Below are 19,053 nucleotides of genomic sequence, written 5' to 3'. Positions count from 1 at the left end.
CGCTGAGCGCGGCGCAATTGGCAATGATCTTGGACGAGATCAGGCGTTCGGCAAGAAGTACTTCTTGACGTTGTCGCCGTCGGTCTTGAACAGCACAGCCGTGCCGCGAAGCTGACGGATCTGCTTCTTCGTCCGCTTGATCATGCCGTGACGCTTGCTGCGATGAGCGAACATCACTTTGCCGGTGGCAGTCACCTTGAAGCGCTTTTTAGCGCCCGACTTGGTCTTCAGCTTGGGCATTTTGCTCTCCTATGGCCACAACAGAATGCCGCCCGCGAAGGCGGCTGGCCGTCTAAAATGCTCGTTAGAGCGTTGATTGTGCTCAGGTTTTTACGAACTAGCGCAAAACCCGCACGGACACCGCCACGGCAGCCCTTAATCAGCCGGGCAATGAAGGCTGGGCTTATGACAGAGGACGGGCGAATTGGCAACGATGAACCGCCAGAACCTGGCCGGCGACTATTCGGAATTGCTACTTTCATTTCCAAGCCATGTCGCCTGGAGCAGGACCCAAATGACCAATTTCCCGCAATCGCTTCTCTTTTTGACTGATATCGCCCGCCCGCGCCGTCTGGCGCTGCTGGTTGTGCTCGCCACGGCCGCTTTGCCCTCGACCGCCGACGCCCGTCTCGGCGGCTATGACGGCGTCTGGAACGTCACTTTCGCCACCACTCGGGGCAATTGCAGCTCGGGCTACAGCGTTCCCTTCACCGTGACCGGCAACCGGGTCTCGTCTGCCGGCGGCGGTCGGGTCTCGGGCACCATCAATCGCGGTGGTGCCGTCGCGGTCCAGGTGTCGGTCGGCGCGTCTCATGCAGCCGGCGGCGGTCGGCTCGGCGGCGCAGCCGGGGCCGGTTCCTGGAAAGGCATCATTTCCGGAGACCAGTGCAGCGGCACCTGGCAGGCGACGCGGACCTGAAAAAACAAAACGGCCCGCCGGAGATCCGGACGGGCCGTTGAATTCTCGAATCCTTGAGGGAGCCGACGTCAGCGCGGCGCCAGCACCATGACGACCTGACGGCCCTCGAACCGGGCGTCCTGCTCGACCTTGGCGAGCTCGGCGACGTCGGTCTTGATCTTGTCCAGCAGTTTGGTGCCGATCTCCTGGTGCGCCATTTCGCGGCCGCGATAGCGCAGAGTGATCTTGACCTTGTCGCCCTCTTCGAAGAACCGCAGCATCGCGCGCATCTTCACGTCATAATCATGATCGTCGATCATCGGGCGGAGCTTGATCTCCTTGATCTCGACGGTCTTCTGACGCTTGCGGGCTTCGGCGGCTTTCTTCTGGGCGGAATACTTATACTTCCCGTAATCCATGATCTTGCAGACGGGAGGGCTGACATTCGGCGAAATCTCGACGAGATCCATGCCGGCTTCCTGGGCCATCTTGATGGCAAGCATCGTCTCGACGGTGCCTTTGTTGTCACCGGTCTGATCGATCAGCTGGATCTGCGCATTGCGAATATCATCATTGATGCGCGGCCCGTCTTTGCTGGCAACGGGCGGGGCTCTATTGGGACGGCGAATGGGTGGTTCTCCGAAGTTGTGAAAGGAAGCGGCTATTTTGAAGGAAGATGCGTTTGCCGGCAAGCAAGTCGCTCGTGTGAGAGGCGAAAAACCCTCAAATGCGAGACATTTTGGCCACGCCCATCGGCACGGTGCTCGACATAGACACCTTGCCCCTGTTCCGCAAGCGTCCCAAAGGGGTCAATACCAATATAGGGTTTCTGTCGGAAGGCGTCCTGACAGCTCAAACCGTACAGCCAGAGTAAACGTTCCATGACCCCAGCAATTCCCGATGCCGTGCTCGACTTCATCGATGTTGGCGAGGGTCCGTCAGCGCGCAGGATCGCGGTGCGCAGCCGCGCCGGCCAAGGATCTGGCCAAGGGCCCGGCCTGGTGTGGCTCGGCGGCTTCAAGTCGGACATGCAGGGTGGCAAGGCGGTGGCGCTGGATGGCTGGGCCGGGGAGCATGGCCGGGCCGCGGTCCGGTTCGATTATTCCGGCCATGGTGAATCCAGCGGCGATTTCGCTGATGGAACCATCGGAGGCTGGCTCGAGGACAGCGTGGCTGTGTTCGAGCGGTTCTGCACCGGCCCGCAAATCCTGATCGGCTCCTCCATGGGCGGCTGGATGGCGCTGCTGCTCGCGCGCGAGATCAGGAAGCGTCAAGAGAATCAGCAAGGCAAGGCGTCGCTGGCGGGCCTGGTGCTGATCGCGCCGGCGCCCGACTTCACCGAAGAGCTGATGTGGAAGAAGTTTTCGCCCGAGGTGAAGCAAGAGATCGAGACCAAAGGCTTCTGGCTCAGGCCATCCGAATATGGCGATGGCTCGCCCTATCCGATCACGCGCAAGCTGATCGAGGAGGGACGCAACCATCTGGTGCTCGGCAGCGCCATCGATCTCGGTTGTCCGGTCCGCATCCTCCAGGGCGCGCAGGATCCCGACGTGCCGTGGCAGCACGCGTTTGCCTTGACACATCGCCTGCCGGCCGACGACGTCGTGCTCACCATGATCCAGGACGGCGATCACCGCCTGTCCCGCCCGCAGGACATCGCACGCATTCTTGCCGCGGTGGCGGAGATCGGGTGATTGTTCTCTTCCTTCTCCCCTTGTGGGAGAAGGTGCCTTGCCGAAGGCAAGGCGGATGAGGGGTTCTCTCCGCGGAGACAGACCCCTCACCCAAGCGAATGCGCATCAGCGAGCGGAGCTGCCCTCTCCCACAAGGGGCTAGCTTGGGCACAGATCTCTTGCACAGAATGAATCGCCTGTGATTCTGTGTAGGCCGTCGTGATTCTGGCAGCGGAGCGATGGCGGAGATGGATATCGGCTATTTCGGCGACGAGCGTCTTAAAAAAATGGCGCTCTGTTGCTTGCGCGTGTCTGCGAGCGACAGACGGTTTGTCTGCGCAAACTTGGCGAGGATCGCGCCGAGAAGGTCAAATTTCGGCGCTTTTTGATGAATGAGCGGGTCACGGTCGACAAGATGGTGATCCGCGCGCGAGCGCGTCTGCGTGAGATTGCGGCCGGCCGGCACGTCCTGGCGATCCAGGATACCAGCGAGATCAACTATGAGGCCAAGCGAGGGCGCAAGCGCGATCTCGGCCGGGTGGGCAATGGCCGTGACGTCGGCCTGTTCGTGCATCCCGTTCTGACGGTTGATGCAGAAACAGGTCACTGTCTGGGCCTGGCCGACGTGCAGGTCTGGCGCCGCTTTAAAACCAAGGCCGCCGACTATCGCAAGCAGCCGATTGAGGAAAAGGAATCCTATCGATGGGTGAAGGGCCCGCGGCGGGCCAAATGGGGCCTGACCAAGGCGAGCATGATCACAGTGATCGACGATCGCGAAGGAGACATTTATGAGAAGTGGGCTCGCCTGCCGGATCGTCGCACGCATCTGTTGAGCCGCGCGTGCCGGGATCGTGCAACAACAGGCGACCGCGCTCTGTTTGCGACCATGGCGGCACTGCCCGAGCAACATCGCTTGGCGATCGATCTGCCGGCGCGGGCAGGCAAGCGCCAGGCTCGTCAAGCGCAGTTGGCGGTGCGGTTCGGAACGGTCGTCGTCTGTCGGCCAGCATCCTGCTCCGATCCCCACGCGCCGCGCCAAATTGAACTCTCCGCGGTCGAAGTCCGCGAGATTGATCCGCCGAGCGGCGAGGAACCTGTCCTGTGGCGTTTGCTGACCACCCATGATGTCGAAACTGTCGAACAGGCTGTCACGGTGATCGGCTGGTACCGCCAGCGCTGGCATGTCGAACAATTGTTCAGGACCGTGAAGCGCCAAGGCCTTGATCTCGAGGCGAGCGTTCTTGCCGAAGGCGCGGCGCTGGAAAAGCTCGCCGTTATCGCTCTCATCGCCGCGTGCCAAACCATGCAACTCGTGCTCGCGCGCGCCTCGCTCGACGATAGCCAACCTGCCTCGCACGTCTTTGACGATCGCGAAATGCAGGTTCTATCGGCCTTGCAGGAACGTTTGCGGGGCCGCACCGCCAAACAGCAAAATCCCCATATACCAAGCAGCCTTGCTTGGGCCGGCTGGACCATCGCCCGCCTCGGTGGCTGGACCGGTTACGAGAGCGACAAATCCAACGGCCCAATCACAATGCGCGACGGGCTCGAACGCTTCCGAGCCATCGCCCAAGGCTTCTTCCTCGCCAAAAATGTGTGCCCAAGCTAGCCCACAAGGGGAGAGGGCACAACAACAAACACCGGGAGGCAATTCGATGTCCATCACCGCCATGCTGCGCGCCTTCTGCGACGCGGTCGAACAGCGCAACGGCCGTGCCTTCGCCGACCTCTTCACCGAGGATGGCGTCTATCACGACGTCTTCTACGGTGCTTTCGCAGGCCGCGACAACATCGCAGGGATGGTCGACGACTTCTTCTATCGCACGGCGACGGATTTCCGTTGGGACATGCATGACCCCGTCACCAACGGCACCACGCTCTATGCGCGCTACACCTTCAGCTACAAATCGACCCTGCCGGAAGCGAACGGCGCGCGGGCCATGTTCGAAGGCGTCGCGATCATGACGTTGCGCGACGGCAAGATCGCTGGCTATCACGAGGTCGCCAACACCGCGCCTGCGTTTGTCGATCTGAAGTTTGCAGCCGAACGGATTGCGAAGATCATCGGCAAGCAGGGTGCCGAGCTGAAGGCGCGGGCGGAGATGAAGCGGCATTTGGCCTGATCGCGCCGAACTACGGCGGCGGCGGCTTTGCCATCGGCTTGCGCTGCGCAAGTGCTGCGACCGTCGCGGTGCCGATCGGGCCTTGCTCGTCGTAGAGCCAGCATTCGCCGATCGCGACGCCGTCGGTGGCCTGGTGGTTCACCACATCGAACCCGATCCAGTTCGTCACCGGCAGGCGGTGCAGATAGATCGTCACGTCGCTGTTGATGTAGCCGAGCCCCTTGTCGCCGGCATTGGCGAACGGACTGGCGAAGTCGGAACCAACGGCGACATGGACGAACGGCGTCATCGGCACGCCCGCAACGAGCTCGCGCACCTCGCTCATCCAGAGCCGGCGTGGCCCAAGCGAGCCCATGTGGCCGACGATCGGCCGCGTCGTCCATTTGCCGTTCATGCCGAGCCGCGGATCGGTCGGCTTTGGAATGTCAGCCGGCTTCGGCACGTCCCAGTTCGGCGGCGACCAGACATTGCCGTCGGGGTTTTGCGTCCGCCGCAACAATTGGCATGAGGCGCGCGCCATGCCGACGCCGCCCGAGAAAAATTCCGCTTCCACCATGCGGATACGCAGGCCGTCGCGGACCAGCCGCGTCGTCACCTCGATCGGTTTGTCGATGGTCGGCAGCCGAAACATGTCGACGGTCAATCGCGCCGGCACGAATTCAGGACCCGAATGGCGCTCCTCGATGGCGAAGCCGAGCAGGCCGACGATGACGCGTCCGTGCAGCGATTTCGGATCCCACGGCCCATTGGCAACTTCCGTCGGATGGAATGTGTCGCCCTCGCGGGTGAAGAAAGGCATGTTTGTCATGACGCGCGACCTTGAAGGAACGCGCGGGGAAATCAAGGGTAGTGAGACGCGCGGCGGTCGGCCACACAACAGGTGTCATCGCCTGGGGCATGACGGTGGAGTGTTAGGGGACGATCTCCCACTCCTTGCGCACGGACTCATCGCGCTCGGTGGCAATCGCATGACGCTTGATCGCCGCGATCTCATCCCGCGACATCAACTGCCCCAGTGCCCACACTGCGGCGCCGCGCACCAGCGGGCTCGCATCATCGAGCAATCGCCGCGCGTCCTCCGCCAGCGTCACATCGCCGGAGTTGCCGATCGCGATCAGCACGTTGCGCAAGAAGCGGTCGCGGCCGATGCGCTTCACCGGCGACTTCGTGAACAACGCACGGAACGCGGCATCGTCGAGCCGCGCTAGTTCGGCGAGCGATGGTGCGCGCAGCTCGTCGCGTGCAGCGAGCTTGGCTTCGCGTCCCTCTTGCGCAAACTTGTTCCAGGGGCACGCTGCGAGGCAGTCGTCGCAGCCGTAGGTGCGGTTGCCGATCGCTTTGCGAAACTCGCTTGGGATCGGCCCCTTGTTCTCGATGGTGAGATAGGAAATGCAGCGCCGCGCATCGAGCCTGTAGGGCGCGGGGAACGCTGCGGTCGGGCAGATGTCGAGGCAGGCCTGGCATGAGCCGCAATGATCGATCTCGGCATCATCGCGCGGCAGTTCGAGCGTGGTGTAGATCGCGCCGAGAAACAGCCATGAGCCGAATTCGCGCGAGACGAGATTGGTGTGCTTGCCCTGCCAGCCGAGATGTGCCGCCTGCGCGAGCGGCTTTTCCATCACCGCCGCGGTGTCGACGAACACCTTCACGTCCGACGGCGCGGTCGCGACCAGCCAGCGCGCCAGCGCCTTCAGCCGCTTCTTGATGAGATCATGATAGTCGTCGCCCTGGGCATAGACCGAGATCGCCGCGCGCGTGCGCTGCTGCAGGATCGCGAGCGGATCCTGGTCGGGACCGTAATTGACGCCGAGCATGATCACCGAGCGCACGTCAGCCCACAGCCCGCGCGGATCGACGCGGCGCTCCGGCTGCGCGGCGAGCCAGTCCATATCACCGTGGCCGCCCGCGGCGATGAATTCGAGAAAATGCTTTCCGGCGCTTTCGATCGTGCCGGGCTCGGTGATGCCGATGCAGTCGAAGCCGAGCGCGCGTGCTTCGCGCGCGAGCGCTGCCTTCAGTTCAATTGGATCGGAATTCAGAAATCCAGGTCCACATAGGTCCGCGACGCCGGCACGCCGGCCAGCCATTCGCTCAGCAGCGGGCGGAACGACGGGCGGGATTTCACCCGCGCGTACCACGCCTTTGCCGCGTCGTCCTCGCTCCATGGCACGTCGCCCAGATAGTCGATCGCCGAGAGATGCGCCGCGGCGGCGAGATCCGCGTAGCTGAGCCGGTCGCCGGCGAGGAAGTTGCGCGTCTGCGCCAGCCAGCCGATATAGGCCAGATGATAGCGCACATTGGCCTTCGCCGCGCGCATCACGTCGGCCGAGGGCGCACCGCCGCCGTTGTCCTCGCTCATGAAGCGCTTGTAGATGCGTTCGGTGACGAGAGGGTGGGAGACTTCCTCGAAGAATTTTTCGTTGAACCATGCCATCAGCCGGCGCACCTCGACGCGCTCGGCGATCGCCTCCGGCATCAGGCGCTTGGGTCCCATCTCGGCGCCGTAAGCCTCGTCGACATATTCGGCGATGATGGCCGCGCCCGGGATCGGGGGCTGTTCGTCGTCCACCAGGACCGGCGTCGTGCCGGCCGCATTGAGCAGCAGAAACGCCTCGCGCCGTTCCCAGCTGCGTTCTTCGACCAGCTTCGGTTCGAGCCCGTATTCGCCCGCGATCAGACGGATGAAGCGCGAATGCGGACAGAACGGATGATGAAACAGCGTAAACATGAAGCCTTTGACTATTTGATGGTGCTTAAGAATCCATCAATATTTGTGCGGCGCCACACTAGTCCTTCAAAACCGCGAGGCAAGGGCGGGAGGGCGCATTTTGCGATTGCGAGAGAAGGACGAATAGGCGAGAAGAGCCCCGCTTTTCCAGCGGAAATGGACCGTAAATATGTCAGATGCAATACGGGCAGTGATCCTCGGCATCATCGAGGGTGTGACCGAGTTCCTTCCCGTTTCCTCGACCGGCCACCTGCTGCTCGCGGAGCGTTTCTTCGGCCTCGGCGAAGGCGCCTTCTGGGATTCGTTTACGGTCCTGATCCAGCTCGGTGCGATTCTCGCGATCGTCGTGCTGTACTTCAAGAAATTGTGGGACGTCGCGATCGGCATGTTCACCGGCGATGCCTATGCGCGCCGTTTCGTGATCGGCGTGCTGGTCGCGTTCCTGCCCGCGGTGGTCGTCGGCCTCATTGCCGGCAAATACATCAAGGCCATGCTGTTCAATCCGTGGGTGGTCTGCTTCTCGCTGATCGTCGGCGGCGCCATCCTGCTGTGGGTCGACAAGCTCGATCTCAAGGCGCGCGAGCATGACGCCACCAAATTTCCGCTGCTGATGTATCTCTATATCGGCATCGCACAGTGCGTCGCGATGATCCCGGGCGTGTCGCGCTCCGGCGCCAGCATCGTCGCCGCGATGTTTCTGGGCGCCGACAAGCGCGCCGCGGCGGAGTTCTCGTTCTTCCTCGCGATTCCAACCATGATCGGCGCGTTCGCCTACGACTTCTACAAGAGCCGCGCCGAGATGACGATGGACCACATGGGCATCGTCGCGATCGGTTTCGTGGTGTCGTTCATCACCGCTGTTATCGTGGTGAAGGCGTTCCTCGACTACGTCACCCGCCACGGCTTCGTGGTGTTCGCCTGGTGGCGCGTCATCGTCGGCACCCTCGGCCTGATCGCACTGGCGCTCGGCCATTAACCTTTGGCCCCGTAGCCCGGATGGAGCGCAGCGCAATCCGGGATCGTGCCAGAAGCGATCCCGGCCCCGGATTGCGCTTCGCTCCATCCGGGCTACGACTCCACGGCTCTTCAACGCAAGATCAGCTTTTGAGCGCCAGGCAGTGTCCGGAGCGGGTGGCCTGCAGGCGGTCAGGACCATCGCCATGACCGCCTTCGACCGGGTCAGGTCATTCGCTGGGACCATCCGCTCGAAACTTTCACAACGCCTGTTTGACGGGGTTTAAGACGTAACGTCACGCAAGACCTTATTGGTGCTCGGCGGCTCCTCCGATATCGGCCGCGCCGCGGCGCGCGCCTTTGCCAAGACCGGATACGATGTCGGCCTCGCCGGCCGCGACGTTGCTGTGCTCGAACCTGACGCGGCCGATCTGCATGCGCGCTACGAGATCGAGGCCAGTCTCTACAAATTCGACGTGCTCGACACCGCTTCGTTCGATGGCTTTGTCGGCAGTCTTCCGGCGTTGCCTGACGTCGTCATCTCGATCATCGGCCTGCTGGGCGTGCAGCCAAGTGCCGAGAGCGACCTCGCCCACGCCACCACGATCATGCGCCCCAATTACGAAGGTCCATCGCTGATCCTCGGCCTGCGCCTGTCGTCGGCGATGCGATCCTCGCAGCGGTCGAGAAGAAGACCGACGTCATCTATGTCAGTGGCAAATGGCGCCTCGTGATGCTCGTCATCAAGACGCTGCCCGGAGGCGGTGTCCAAGAAGCTGAAGTTTTGACGCCGTCGCGGCTCGCACTACAGTCTCGTCATGCCCGGCCTTGTGCCGGGCATCCACGTTCTTGGCGCCCGCGTTAAGAAAGACGTGGATGGCCGGGTCAAGCCCGGCCACGACGGCTTGAATGTCCTACGCGCTCTTGCGCTGGAACTGGCCGGCCGCGCGAAAGCGCCAGAGATATAGCGGAGCGATCGCTTCCAGCGAATCGGCTGTGATACCGAGACCTTCGAGCGTCAGGCCGGCGGCCTTGGCCGCATCCGACACGACATTGTTGCGCTCGAGCAGCGTCACCTGGTCCGGCGTCAGCTTCAGCATGCCCGGGGCGAATTGCAGGAAGGTGGCCTTGAGGCGGGCGAGGCCGAACGACAGCGGCACCAGCATCGGCTTGCGGTCGGCGATGGCGACGATGGCCTCGATGATCTCGCGCATGGTCAGCACTTCCGGACCGCCGAGCTCGTAGGTGGCGCCCGCCTTGGCCTTGCCGTCGACGGCATCCGCGATCCCTGTGGCGACGTCGCCGACATAGACCGGCTGCATCTTCGTTTCGCCGCCGATCAGCGGCAGCACCGGCGACATCCGCGCCAGCGCGGCAAAGCGGTTGGTGAACTGGTCCTCGGGGCCGAACATCACCGAGGGGCGGAAGATCGTGGCCGACGGCACGGAAGCCGTCACCGCAGCTTCGCCGGCCGCCTTGGCCCTGGCATAGCGCGAGGGCGACGAGGCATCGGCGCCGATCGCCGAAACATGGATCAGGCTGGCGCCAGCGGCGGCGGCCGCCTTGGCGACGGTCTCGGCGCCCTTGGCCTGCACGGCGTCGAAGGTCTGCGCGCCGCCCTCGGCGAGGATGCCGACCAGATTGATGATGACGTCCGAATCACGCACCGCCGCCTCGACCGAGGCCGGATAGCGCAAATTGGCCTGGACGGTGTGGACCTGCCCGACCTTGCCGGAGGGCTGGAGGTATCCGGCCAGTTCAGGCCGCCGTACCGCGACCCGGACGCGATAATCGCGCTTGCACAGCGCACGGACGACATTCCGGCCCAAAAACCCCGATCCGCCGAAAACCGTGACAAGAGTTTCCAGATTCGATGCCATGGGGGTCGATTCCTCAAGGAGAGTGCGTGTTATCAGGCTTGTATCGGCCCGGTTTGCAATGCGCAATCCGCATCCCCAAACCCGACCCAAGCTTGAATTGACAACCGCGTCACCGAACCGTAGTAACCGCCTCCGTGCCCCAAACGGCATGCCCAGGTGGTGGAATTGGTAGACGCGCTGGCTTCAGGTGCCAGTGGCTTAACGGCCGTGAAGGTTCGAGTCCTTTCCTGGGCACCATTTTGCGGGATTTGGTCCCCGAATCGGGCTGCTTCCGATCAGTGGAGATCGCCGTTACGACGGCCTAAGGCCGGCTAACCGGCCCCGCCGCTCCCCTCACACGACGCTCCTCCCCGCCCTCTCCACCACCGATTTCTGCACGAAATACATCGCGACCAGCGTAATGATCGTCGTTGTGACGACGACATAGCCGATCCGGTCGAAGTGGAGCAGCGAACCATCAGGTTGCTGCGAGATGATCGCTGCGGCGAACACCGAGCCGAGCCCGCCGGAGAGCTGCTGGAGCGAGGCGCTGACCGCGCTGAACGCGCCGCGCTGGCTCGGGTCGGGGATCGCCGATATCAGCGCCTGCGACGGGATCATGCGCGAGAAGATGCCGACGAACATCAGCACGTTGACGATGATCGCGGTCACCAGCGAGACGTGGCCGAGATGGGTGTAGATCAGCACCATGACGATCGTCATCGCGCAGCCGAACACGAAGGTCGGGTACTTGCCGAAGGCATCGCTGGCGCGGCCGACCAGCGGCCCCGTGACGATGCTGAACAGGCCGGAGACGAGGTAGATCGTCGGCAGATGCACGATGTCGATGCCGATATTGTTCACGGTGAAGGCGCTGGAGTACGGCATCAGCATGTAGCCGCCGGTCGCCAGCAATGTCGTGACCGCGAAGGCCAGCGTGTAGCGCGGCTCCGCGATCGTCGCGATGAGATGATGGAACGGGTTTCTGTCTGACTTCAATTTCAGATGCGCGTCGACCGGCTCCATGGCGAAGGCGATGATGGCGATCGCGATGATCGACAGGCCGACGATCGCAATGAAGCAGACATGCCAGCTCCAGTGGTTGGCGAGAAACAGGCCGGCCGGAACGCCGAGCACCTGGCTTGCGGCAAACGCCGTCTGCACGAAGCCCATCACGCGGCCGCGCAGATGCAGCGCGAACAAATCGGTGACGATGGCGAGCACGATCGAGCCGATCACGCCGCCGAACAATCCGGTCACGATCCGGCCGAGCAGCAGCACGTGATAATTCTGCGCCGTGGCGCAGAGCGCGGTGCCGAGCGTGAAGCCGACATAGAAGAACAGCAGCAGGCGCTTGCGATCGAAGCGATCGGCAAAGCCGGCGGCCAGGATGCCCGAGAGTCCGGCACTGAACGCATAGGCCGACACCGCGACGCCGAATTGCCCGGCCGTGATGTCGAGCGAGGGCATCAGGATGGCGCCGAGCGGCGACATGATGATGAAATCGAGGATGATCGAGAATTGCGCGAACGCGAGCAGCGCCACGAGGAGTGACTGGTAGCGCGTAAAGCCGCGCTGGCGTTGCTGTTGATCGTCGATAGGCGCGGCGAGCGTCTGTTCGGTCATGACACCTGGTTCGTGGTACTGGATTCGTGGTGAATGGGGCTGGCATCACATAGGGTGGGCCGGGACGATTTCCACGGCCGCGCGCGCCAAGTTCCGCTGGTATATCGAGTGCGCGGCGGATTGTGGGATCCCTGCAACAGCCCGGCGGCCGGTCCCTCCCGCCCCTCGTTCCTGGCGTTCTCGGCCTGTGCGTCCGGCGCCTATCTGATGAACGATCTGTTCGATCTCGCCGCCGACCGCGAGCATCCCACCAAGCGCCATCGCGCGCTTGCGGCCGGTGATCTCAAAATTTCGTCGGCGCTATTAGCAATCCCCGCGCTGTGGACTTTCGCCGTCGCCGCCGGCCTCTATTCCCTGCGCATCGGCGCCGGCGCCGTAGCGGCCGGCGTCGTGCTGTCAGAATGACTGATGGTGTTCTCGCTGTTCGTGCTCACCTCGCTGGCGCTGATCAAGCGCTTCAGCGAGCTCAGCATGCGCCAGGACGAAGGTCTCGCCGATCCCTCCAACCGCGATTACCGTATCAGCGACCTGCAGATCATCGCCGCGATGGCGGCGGCGAGCGCCATGAATGCGGTGACGGTGTTCGCGCTCTACGTGTCGTCCTCCGCGGTCAAGCCGCTCTACAGCCGTCCCTGGATGCTCTGGCTGCTCGCGCCGCTGCTGCTCTACTGGTTCGGCCGGGCCCTGATGATCGCGCACCGCCGCGAGATGCCCGACGATCCCATCATCTACGCCTTCCGGGACGGCGCGAGCCGCACCACCGTGGCGGCGATCGTCTGCATCATGCTGGCGGCAACGCCTGTCTTGTCCCCATCCGGCGCTTGCGCAGGCCCCCGGCAGTGGATACATCGCGGGCCATCCGATTAGCCTATGATACCGACGCGACCGATTCGACCCGAGGTTTTGAAACGCCATGACCGTACGCCTGCATCGCGGCGACCTGCCTGATCTCACCCGCTACACCGGAGCGGTGGCGATCGACACCGAGACCATGGGCCTGAACCCGCATCGCGACCGGCTCTGCGTGGTCCAGCTCTCGCCCGGCGACGGCAGCGCCGACGTGGTGCAAATCCCCAAGGGCCACACCGACGCGCCGAACCTGAAGGCGCTGCTGGCCAATCCCGCCATCACCAAAATCTTCCATTTTGCGCGCTTCGACGTCGCGGTGCTCTACCAGACTTTCGGGGTGATGACCGGGCCGATCTACTGCACCAAGATCGCCTCCCGCCTGACCCGGACCTATACCGACCGCCATGGCCTCAAGGACCTCGTGCGCGAGGTGCTCAATGTCGATCTCTCCAAGCAGCAGCAATCGAGCGATTGGGGGTCCGACAGCCTGACCGAGCCGCAGCTCGCCTACGCCGCCTCCGACGTGCTGCACCTGCACGGCTTACGCGAGCGGCTCGACGCCATGCTGGTCCGGGAAGGCCGCACTGCGCTGGCAAAAGCCTGTTTCGACTTCCTGCCGACCCGCGCTTTGCTCGACCTCCAGGGCTGGGAGGAAGAGGACATTTTCGCTCACTCTTGAGCCCTTAGGGAATGTCCAGCTTTAACGTTGCCGCCCCGTTTCGGACACTTTCGTAAGGGCCTGTCGAAAGCTGATATGCCCAAGGCTGTCTAATCCAAAGGGTGCCTGTTCCAAAGGCTGCATATTCCTGAGGTCGCGGGTACAATGGGGCGCCCTCGATTGGAGCCTTCTGACCAGGCAAGCGATGCCCCCGGAGCAGCGGTGAACTCGGCCCAGTTTCCAACCTACGATGCCGCGCTGGCGGCGAAGTTTGCCACCGCGGCGCGGCACAGCCGCCTGGTGCGAATTCTGCGCATCGCGGTGCCGGTGACCGTGATTCTGGCCATGGCCTCGATCGTCGTCGTCTCGACCTTCCTCAATCCCTTCAAGATTCCCCTGAAGCTCGACTCCGGAACTCTCGTGGTGACGGGCACCAAGATCACGATGGAATCGCCGCACCTGTCGGGCTTCACGCCGGACCAGCGGCCCTACGAGCTCTGGGCCAAGACCGCGACGCAGGACATTACCGATCCCGATCATGTCGATCTCAATGATTTGCGCGCGAAGGTGCTGATGGAAGATCAATCGACCGTGTTCCTCGATGCCCGCACCGGCCGCTTCGACAACAAGCAGCAGCAGCTCGACCTGCACAAGGACGTCTTCCTGCGCACCTCGACCGGCTATGAAGCGCGGCTGAATTCGGCTTTCGTCGACATGAACAAGGGCACGGTCTCTTCGGATGACCATGTCGACGTCAAGCTGACCAACGGCACGCTGACTGCGGAGAGGCTGCGCATCACGGAGGGCGGCGACGTCATCCGCTTCGAGGGCAATGTGGTGATGCATCTGGACAAGATTAGCACGGATGACGCGACGCCCGCGCCGGTCGAGCAGCCTGCACCACCGCCGCCGCCGACGAAATCAAAGAACAAGTCTGCGAACTCAAAGTGATTTTCATGGCTCATTTTTTTCCGCACAGCGATAGCAAATGGTGCGCCATCCTCCGCGCGGCTTCGCTCGTTGTGGGGCTCACGCTAGTCACAACGGCGTCGGCGTTTGCGCAAGGTGTGGCGCAGGGCGTGCCGAATGCGATGCAGGGATTTTCGCAGAACCGCGACCAACCGATCCAGATCGAGGCCGCCTCGCTCGAGATGCGCGACAAGAAAAAGGAGGCGACCTTCTCCGGCGATGCGAAGAGCAACGTGAAGGTCGTCCAGGGCGACACCACCATGACCTCGAAGACGCTGGTGGTGTTCTACGAATCGAGCAGCGACAAGCAAGCCGCGCCGCAGGCGCCTCCAGCCAAAGGCGCGAAGGCGGCGGCGCCGATGCAGTCGGCGACGCCGGGACCGGGCGGCGCCTCCTCGATCAAGCGGCTGGAAGCCCGCGGCAATGTCGTCGTTACCCAGAAGGACCAGGTGGTCACAGGCGAGACCGCTGTTTTCGACACCAAGACCAATCTCATCACCATGCTCGGCGGAGCGGGGGGGCAGGTGGTTCTGACCCAGTGCCAGAACGTGCTGCGCGGCGACCGCCTCATGGTCGACATGACCACCGGCGTCTCCCGGGTGGAATCCGATAGCGGCAAGGGCGTCCAGGGGCTGTTCATCCAGACCCAGGGCGGCGCCAACGGCAAATGCGGGACGCCGGTCGCCCCTGGCACGGCGGCTCCGCCCTTGCAATTGCCTGGTTCAGGTAAACAGAAGTAAACTCAATAGCTTAATGCGAATGCTCCCGATCCGAGGTTGAAGCTTGCCGGGCGAGACTGTATCTAGCGGGCAGGGCTTTCGAAGCGGGGTCCGCCGCTTTTCGGGCGTGTTTCACTGGGCATGAGATATCCCTTCAATCATGCTGCGTCGGCGAATCCTGAGGCCGGCGAGCACCGTGCAGGTCACCGTGCAGGTGACCGTGAAAGGCTAGAAGGCGGGGATGGTCGATCTCTTCAGCATGTTCCGTCGGCGCCCCGCCAAGCGTGGCCGGCCAGGATTTGCGCGTCAGGACATCACTGCACTCGGTGACAGCGTCGGCGGCCTGGTGGCGAACCCGGTCCGGGACGCGCCGCCAATTGCCCGTGACCAGCCGATGCAGGCCTCCGACCCGTACGGCGTCGAGGCCCCGCCGCGGTCGCGCCCGGCGGGTCCTCAGCCACCCAAAGCCGCTGCCAAAGCCAGACCGAACGGCGCGGGCGGACCGCAGCTGCTGCGGCGGCCGGGCTTCCTGGCTGTGCATAGCGTGGAAAAGAGTTTTGGCAGCCGCCAGGTCGTTCGCGGCGTCAGCATCTATGTGCGCCGCGGCGAAGCCGTCGGCCTGCTCGGCCCGAACGGCGCCGGCAAGACCACCGTGTTCTACATGATCACCGGCCTGATCAAGGCCGATCGCGGCGCGATCGAGCTCGATGGTCACGACGTCACCAAGCTGCCGATGTATCAGCGCGCGCGGCTCGGCATCGGCTATCTGCCGCAGGAGGCCTCGATCTTCCGCGGCCTCACCGTCGAGCAGAACATCCGTGCCGTGCTCGAAGTGGTCGAGCCCTCGCGCAAGAAGCGCGAGCAGCAGCTCGACTCCCTGCTCGACGAATTCAACATCACGCGCCTGCGGAAATCGCCGTCGATCGCGCTGTCCGGCGGCGAGCGCCGCCGCGTCGAGATCGCGCGCGCGCTGGCGACGCGTCCGAACTACATGCTGCTCGACGAGCCCTTCGCGGGCATCGATCCGATCGCGGTCGGCGACATTCAGGACCTCGTCCGCCATCTCACCAATCGCGGCATCGGCGTGCTGATCACCGACCACAATGTCCGCGAGACGCTCGGCCTGACCGACCGTGCCTATATCGTCTATGCCGGTGAAATCCTGACCGAGGGGAGCCCGGACGAGATCGTCGCGGATCCCGACGTTCGCCGGCTTTACCTTGGCGAGGAATTCCGCCTCTAGCCCTTTTTTCGGTTTCGTCAAGGCGTGTACATCGGGGCAGGACTAAGATAAGCAAGAATCGGACCAATTTTGAGAACGGTTCTTGTTAGATGGCGCTTACGCAGAGATTAGAGTTCCGGCAATCGCAGTCGCTGGTGATGACGCCGCAGTTGATGCAGGCGATCAAGCTGCTGCAATTGTCCAATCTCGATCTCACGACCTTCGTGGAAGAGGAACTCGAGCGTAATCCCCTCCTGGAGCGGGCCAATGACGAGGCCCCCGCGGGCGAAGCCCCGGCCGAGGCCGGCCAGTTCAACGATTCCGACGGCGGCCACAATGACGAACCGGGCGGCGGCCCGGGCGAGGCCTTCGAGCCCGGCCAGGAAGAATGGATGAGCAAGGATCTCGGCACCCGCGCCGAGATCGAGCAGACCCTGGACACGGGCCTGGACAACGTCTTCTCCGAGGAGCCGGCCGAGGCGGCTGCGCGCAACGCCCAGGATGCGGCGCCGACCACCTACACGGAATGGGGCGGCGGCGCCTCCGGTGACGAGGACTACAATCTCGAAGCCTTCGTCGCCGCGGAAACCACGCTCGGCGACCATCTTGCCGAGCAGCTATCGGTCGCCTTCACCGGCGCGGCGCAGCGCATGATCGGGCAGTACCTGATCGACCTCGTCGACGAAGCCGGCTATCTGCCGCCCGATCTCGGACAAGCCGCCGAGCGGCTTGGCGCAACGCAAGCCGACGTCGATCACGTTCTTGCCGTGCTGCAAAAATTCGACCCGCCCGGCGTCTGCGCACGTAATCTGAGCGAATGCCTCGCAATCCAGCTCCGCGAGCTCGATCGTTACGATCCGGCGATGCAGGCCCTCGTCGAGCATCTCGATCTCCTCGCCAAGCGCGACATTGCAGGCCTTCGCAAGGTCTGCGGCGTCGACGACGAGGACATCGCCGATATGATCGGCGAGATCCGCCGGCTCAACCCCAAGCCCGGCATGAAGTTCGGCTCGGCGCGACTTCAGACCATGGTGCCGGACGTCTATGTCCGCCCGGGTCCGGATGGTGGCTGGCATGTCGAGCTCAACAGCGACACCTTGCCGCGCGTGCTGGTCAACCAGACCTATTATTCCCAGCTCTCGAAGAAGATCGGCAAGGACGGCGACAAGTCGTATTTCACCGATGCGCTGCAGAACGCGACCTGGCTGGTGCGCGCGCTCGACCAGCGCGCCCGTACCATCCTGAAGGTCGCAACCGAGATCGTGCGCCAGCAGGACGGCTTCTTCACCCATGGCGTGGCGCATTTGAGGCCGCTGAATCTGAAGGCCGTCGCCGACGCCATCCAGATGCATGAATCCACGGTGTCGCGCGTCACCGCCAACAAATACATGGCGACAAATCGCGGCACATTCGAGTTGAAATATTTCTTCACGGCGTCGATCGCCTCGGCCGACGGCGGCGAGGCGCATTCGGCGGAAGCGGTGCGTCACCACATCAAGCAGCTGATCGATTCGGAAGCGCCTGCCGCGATCCTGTCGGACGACACCATCGTGGAACGCTTGCGCGCCTCGGGCATTGATATTGCCCGCCGCACGGTCGCGAAGTACCGCGAAGCCATGCGCATTCCGTCCTCGGTGCAACGCCGCCGCGACAAGCAGAGCGCTCTTGGTAACGTCCTTGCTACCGCAATGTCCGATCGCTCCCGCAACACCGAGCCGGCCTGATTGCGCTGGCGCGAAATCGCGCTACTCTCATCTCCCCATCGAGGCCGATCCATGCGCGCGCATGATCCGGAAAAATCTGCAACGGTTTTCCCTCCCGACAAACGCGGCACGCGTTTGCGGGAGATCATGCGCAGCCAAGAACCTAACCAAGCGAGGTTCACATGACTCTCCGCATTTCGGGCAAGAGCGTCAGCGTCGGAGAGGCCCTGCGCGGCCGTGTTTCCGACCGGACCGAAGAGGTCCTCCGTAAATATTTCGACGGCAATTATTCCGGCCACATCACGCTCTCCAAGGACGGCTTCGGATTCCGCACCGACTGTGCGCTGCATCTCGATTCGGGAATCACGCTCGAAGCCGATTCGAACGCGCAGGACGCCTATGCCAGCGCCGACCAGGCGCTCGTGATGATCGAGAAGCGCCTCAAGCGCTACAAGAGCCGGCTCAAGGACCGCTCGGCGCGCAAGGCCCACGTCGCCTCCGCGGCGCTGGCCGCGCTCGACGCCACCAGCTACGTGCTGGAAGCCCCCGGCGAGGGCGACGACGAGGACGAGGTCACCGGCTACAGCCCCGTGATCATCGCTGAGGCAACGACGTCGCTGAAGCAGCTGTCGGTCAGCGAAGCCGTCATGGAACTGGATCTCAGCGGGGCACCCTGCCTGGTATTCCAGCATGGTTCCTCGGGCCGGGTGAACATCATCTACCGCCGGGCCGACGGCAATGTCGGCTGGATCGACCCGCCCGGCGCCAAATCGGGCGGTTAGAGCGTTTTCGGGCGAAGTGTATGCCGGTTCGCGTCAAGAAAACGCGTCAAAACAAGAAATCCAGCCCCGGAAAACGGTGACCCCGTATCAACCACAGCCCTTAACAATGACGGTGGCAAAGCCGCACGCGGGAGTTGGCACCGGGATTGCGTTGGAGTAGAAGCGCCCCACATCTGGACTTGCCGAACTTTGGCTAAGTCCGCTTCCTGCTTCATCTTCTTGACTCCGGCCGGGCTCGATTGATCGAGCCGGCCAATTCGGAACCTGACGGTTTAATTCACCTCGGAACA

At 63.3% G+C, this 19,053-nt stretch carries 21 protein-coding genes and 1 tRNA gene; 15 read left to right on the top strand and 7 right to left on the bottom strand.

Annotated elements, in window-relative coordinates:
• Positions 1-39: 39 nt before the first annotated feature.
• The gene (rpmI, locus tag JJE66_RS10180) at positions 40-240 is read right to left on the bottom strand and encodes a 50S ribosomal protein L35 (RefSeq protein WP_007598540.1); all 201 of its coding nucleotides are present in this window, start codon (positions 238-240) and stop codon (positions 40-42) included.
• A 274-nt stretch (positions 241-514) separates the two neighbouring features.
• On the opposite strand from rpmI, the gene JJE66_RS10175 reads away from it, so the two are divergent.
• Positions 515-919 carry a hypothetical protein gene (locus JJE66_RS10175; RefSeq protein WP_200515318.1) on the top strand — a complete coding sequence of 135 codons (405 nt, stop codon included), beginning with the start codon at positions 515-517 and terminating at the stop codon, positions 917-919.
• A 68-nt stretch (positions 920-987) separates the two neighbouring features.
• Here the strand turns inward: JJE66_RS10175 and infC are convergent, their stop codons facing one another.
• The gene (gene infC / locus JJE66_RS10170) at positions 988-1,527 is read right to left on the bottom strand and encodes a translation initiation factor IF-3 (protein WP_084293167.1); all 540 of its coding nucleotides are present in this window, start codon (positions 1,525-1,527) and stop codon (positions 988-990) included.
• Between the two features lie 252 nt (positions 1,528-1,779).
• Here infC and JJE66_RS10165 point away from each other — a divergent pair, with 252 nt between their 5' ends.
• The 3 genes from JJE66_RS10165 (at position 1,780) to JJE66_RS10155 (ending at position 4,694) form a co-directional block, all read left to right on the top strand.
• A complete protein-coding gene (locus tag JJE66_RS10165; RefSeq protein WP_200514143.1) occupies positions 1,780-2,592 on the top strand; it encodes a carboxylesterase in 813 nt (270 codons plus the stop codon).
• A 367-nt stretch (positions 2,593-2,959) separates the two neighbouring features.
• Complete coding sequence (locus JJE66_RS10160) at positions 2,960-4,180, top strand: IS4 family transposase (protein WP_200514142.1); 1,221 nt, start codon at positions 2,960-2,962, stop codon at positions 4,178-4,180.
• A gap of 46 nt (positions 4,181-4,226) precedes the next feature.
• Positions 4,227-4,694, top strand: a complete 468-nt coding sequence (locus tag JJE66_RS10155) for a nuclear transport factor 2 family protein (protein WP_200514141.1) — start codon at positions 4,227-4,229, stop codon at positions 4,692-4,694.
• A 10-nt stretch (positions 4,695-4,704) separates the two neighbouring features.
• On the opposite strand, the gene JJE66_RS10150 is transcribed toward JJE66_RS10155, so the two are convergent.
• From JJE66_RS10150 to JJE66_RS10140, 3 genes are all read right to left on the bottom strand, one after another.
• Complete coding sequence (locus JJE66_RS10150) at positions 4,705-5,502, bottom strand: acyl-CoA thioesterase domain-containing protein (RefSeq protein ID WP_200514140.1); 798 nt, start codon at positions 5,500-5,502, stop codon at positions 4,705-4,707.
• Positions 5,503-5,605: 103 nt separating this feature from the next.
• Positions 5,606-6,781, bottom strand: coding sequence for a tRNA epoxyqueuosine(34) reductase QueG (gene queG / locus JJE66_RS10145; RefSeq protein WP_200514139.1), 1,176 nt, complete (start codon positions 6,779-6,781; stop codon positions 5,606-5,608).
• Entirely contained in the window at positions 6,730-7,422 is a 693-nt protein-coding gene (locus tag JJE66_RS10140; RefSeq protein WP_200514138.1) for a glutathione S-transferase family protein, read from the bottom strand. Before JJE66_RS10140 ends, queG begins: the two co-directional genes overlap by 52 nt.
• A 169-nt stretch (positions 7,423-7,591) precedes the next feature.
• Here JJE66_RS10140 and JJE66_RS10135 point away from each other — a divergent pair, with 169 nt between their 5' ends.
• Both JJE66_RS10135 and JJE66_RS10130 read left to right on the top strand, forming a co-directional pair.
• Complete coding sequence (locus JJE66_RS10135; protein ID WP_200514137.1) at positions 7,592-8,398, top strand: undecaprenyl-diphosphate phosphatase; 807 nt, start codon at positions 7,592-7,594, stop codon at positions 8,396-8,398.
• A gap of 292 nt (positions 8,399-8,690) precedes the next feature.
• Positions 8,691-9,110 carry a hypothetical protein gene (locus JJE66_RS10130; RefSeq protein ID WP_311979843.1) on the top strand — a complete coding sequence of 140 codons (420 nt, stop codon included), beginning with the start codon at positions 8,691-8,693 and terminating at the stop codon, positions 9,108-9,110.
• A gap of 180 nt (positions 9,111-9,290) precedes the next feature.
• Here JJE66_RS10130 and JJE66_RS10125 read toward each other — a convergent pair whose 3' ends face one another.
• On the bottom strand, positions 9,291-10,256 hold the full coding sequence (locus JJE66_RS10125; RefSeq protein WP_200514136.1) for a complex I NDUFA9 subunit family protein: 966 nt from the start codon (positions 10,254-10,256) through the stop codon (positions 9,291-9,293).
• A 150-nt stretch (positions 10,257-10,406) separates the two neighbouring features.
• Here JJE66_RS10125 and JJE66_RS10120 point away from each other — a divergent pair.
• A tRNA-Leu gene (locus JJE66_RS10120) sits at positions 10,407-10,493 on the top strand.
• Between the two features lie 96 nt (positions 10,494-10,589).
• Here the strand turns inward: JJE66_RS10120 and JJE66_RS10115 are convergent.
• Positions 10,590-11,861 carry an MFS transporter gene (locus JJE66_RS10115; RefSeq protein ID WP_200514135.1) on the bottom strand — a complete coding sequence of 424 codons (1,272 nt, stop codon included), beginning with the start codon at positions 11,859-11,861 and terminating at the stop codon, positions 10,590-10,592.
• 108 nt (positions 11,862-11,969) lie between these two features.
• Between JJE66_RS10115 and JJE66_RS38430 the strand changes: the two genes are divergently transcribed.
• The 8 genes from JJE66_RS38430 (at position 11,970) to hpf (ending at position 18,763) form a co-directional block, all read left to right on the top strand.
• Positions 11,970-12,266 (top strand): UbiA family prenyltransferase, encoded by a 297-nt coding sequence (locus JJE66_RS38430; protein WP_311979842.1) that lies wholly within the window; start codon positions 11,970-11,972, stop codon positions 12,264-12,266.
• A 3-nt stretch (positions 12,267-12,269) separates the two neighbouring features.
• Positions 12,270-12,728 (top strand): hypothetical protein, encoded by a 459-nt coding sequence (locus tag JJE66_RS10110; protein WP_246756144.1) that lies wholly within the window; start codon positions 12,270-12,272, stop codon positions 12,726-12,728.
• A gap of 46 nt (positions 12,729-12,774) precedes the next feature.
• A complete protein-coding gene (locus JJE66_RS10105; protein ID WP_200514134.1) occupies positions 12,775-13,389 on the top strand; it encodes a ribonuclease D in 615 nt (204 codons plus the stop codon).
• A 201-nt stretch (positions 13,390-13,590) separates the two neighbouring features.
• Positions 13,591-14,319 (top strand): LPS export ABC transporter periplasmic protein LptC, encoded by a 729-nt coding sequence (gene lptC, locus JJE66_RS10100; protein ID WP_200514133.1) that lies wholly within the window; start codon positions 13,591-13,593, stop codon positions 14,317-14,319.
• A 5-nt stretch (positions 14,320-14,324) separates the two neighbouring features.
• Positions 14,325-15,077 carry an LptA/OstA family protein gene (locus JJE66_RS10095; protein ID WP_200514132.1) on the top strand — a complete coding sequence of 251 codons (753 nt, stop codon included), beginning with the start codon at positions 14,325-14,327 and terminating at the stop codon, positions 15,075-15,077.
• A 220-nt stretch (positions 15,078-15,297) separates the two neighbouring features.
• Positions 15,298-16,299: an LPS export ABC transporter ATP-binding protein gene (gene lptB / locus JJE66_RS10090; RefSeq protein WP_200514131.1), complete on the top strand. Its 1,002-nt coding sequence runs from the start codon at positions 15,298-15,300 to the stop codon at positions 16,297-16,299.
• Positions 16,300-16,388: 89 nt separating this feature from the next.
• Positions 16,389-18,002 carry an RNA polymerase factor sigma-54 gene (rpoN, locus tag JJE66_RS10085; RefSeq protein WP_200514130.1) on the top strand — a complete coding sequence of 538 codons (1,614 nt, stop codon included), beginning with the start codon at positions 16,389-16,391 and terminating at the stop codon, positions 18,000-18,002.
• A gap of 161 nt (positions 18,003-18,163) precedes the next feature.
• Positions 18,164-18,763, top strand: coding sequence for a ribosome hibernation-promoting factor, HPF/YfiA family (gene hpf, locus JJE66_RS10080; RefSeq protein WP_200514129.1), 600 nt, complete (start codon positions 18,164-18,166; stop codon positions 18,761-18,763).
• Positions 18,764-19,053: the final 290 nt, after the last annotated feature.

Origin of the sequence: Bradyrhizobium diazoefficiens, from assembly GCF_016612535.1 — a bacterium.
Taxonomy (GTDB): Bacteria; Pseudomonadota; Alphaproteobacteria; order Rhizobiales; family Xanthobacteraceae; genus Bradyrhizobium; species Bradyrhizobium diazoefficiens_C.
Note: the sequence above shows the minus strand (reverse complement) of the source record. Positions and strands in the feature narration are given on the sequence as shown.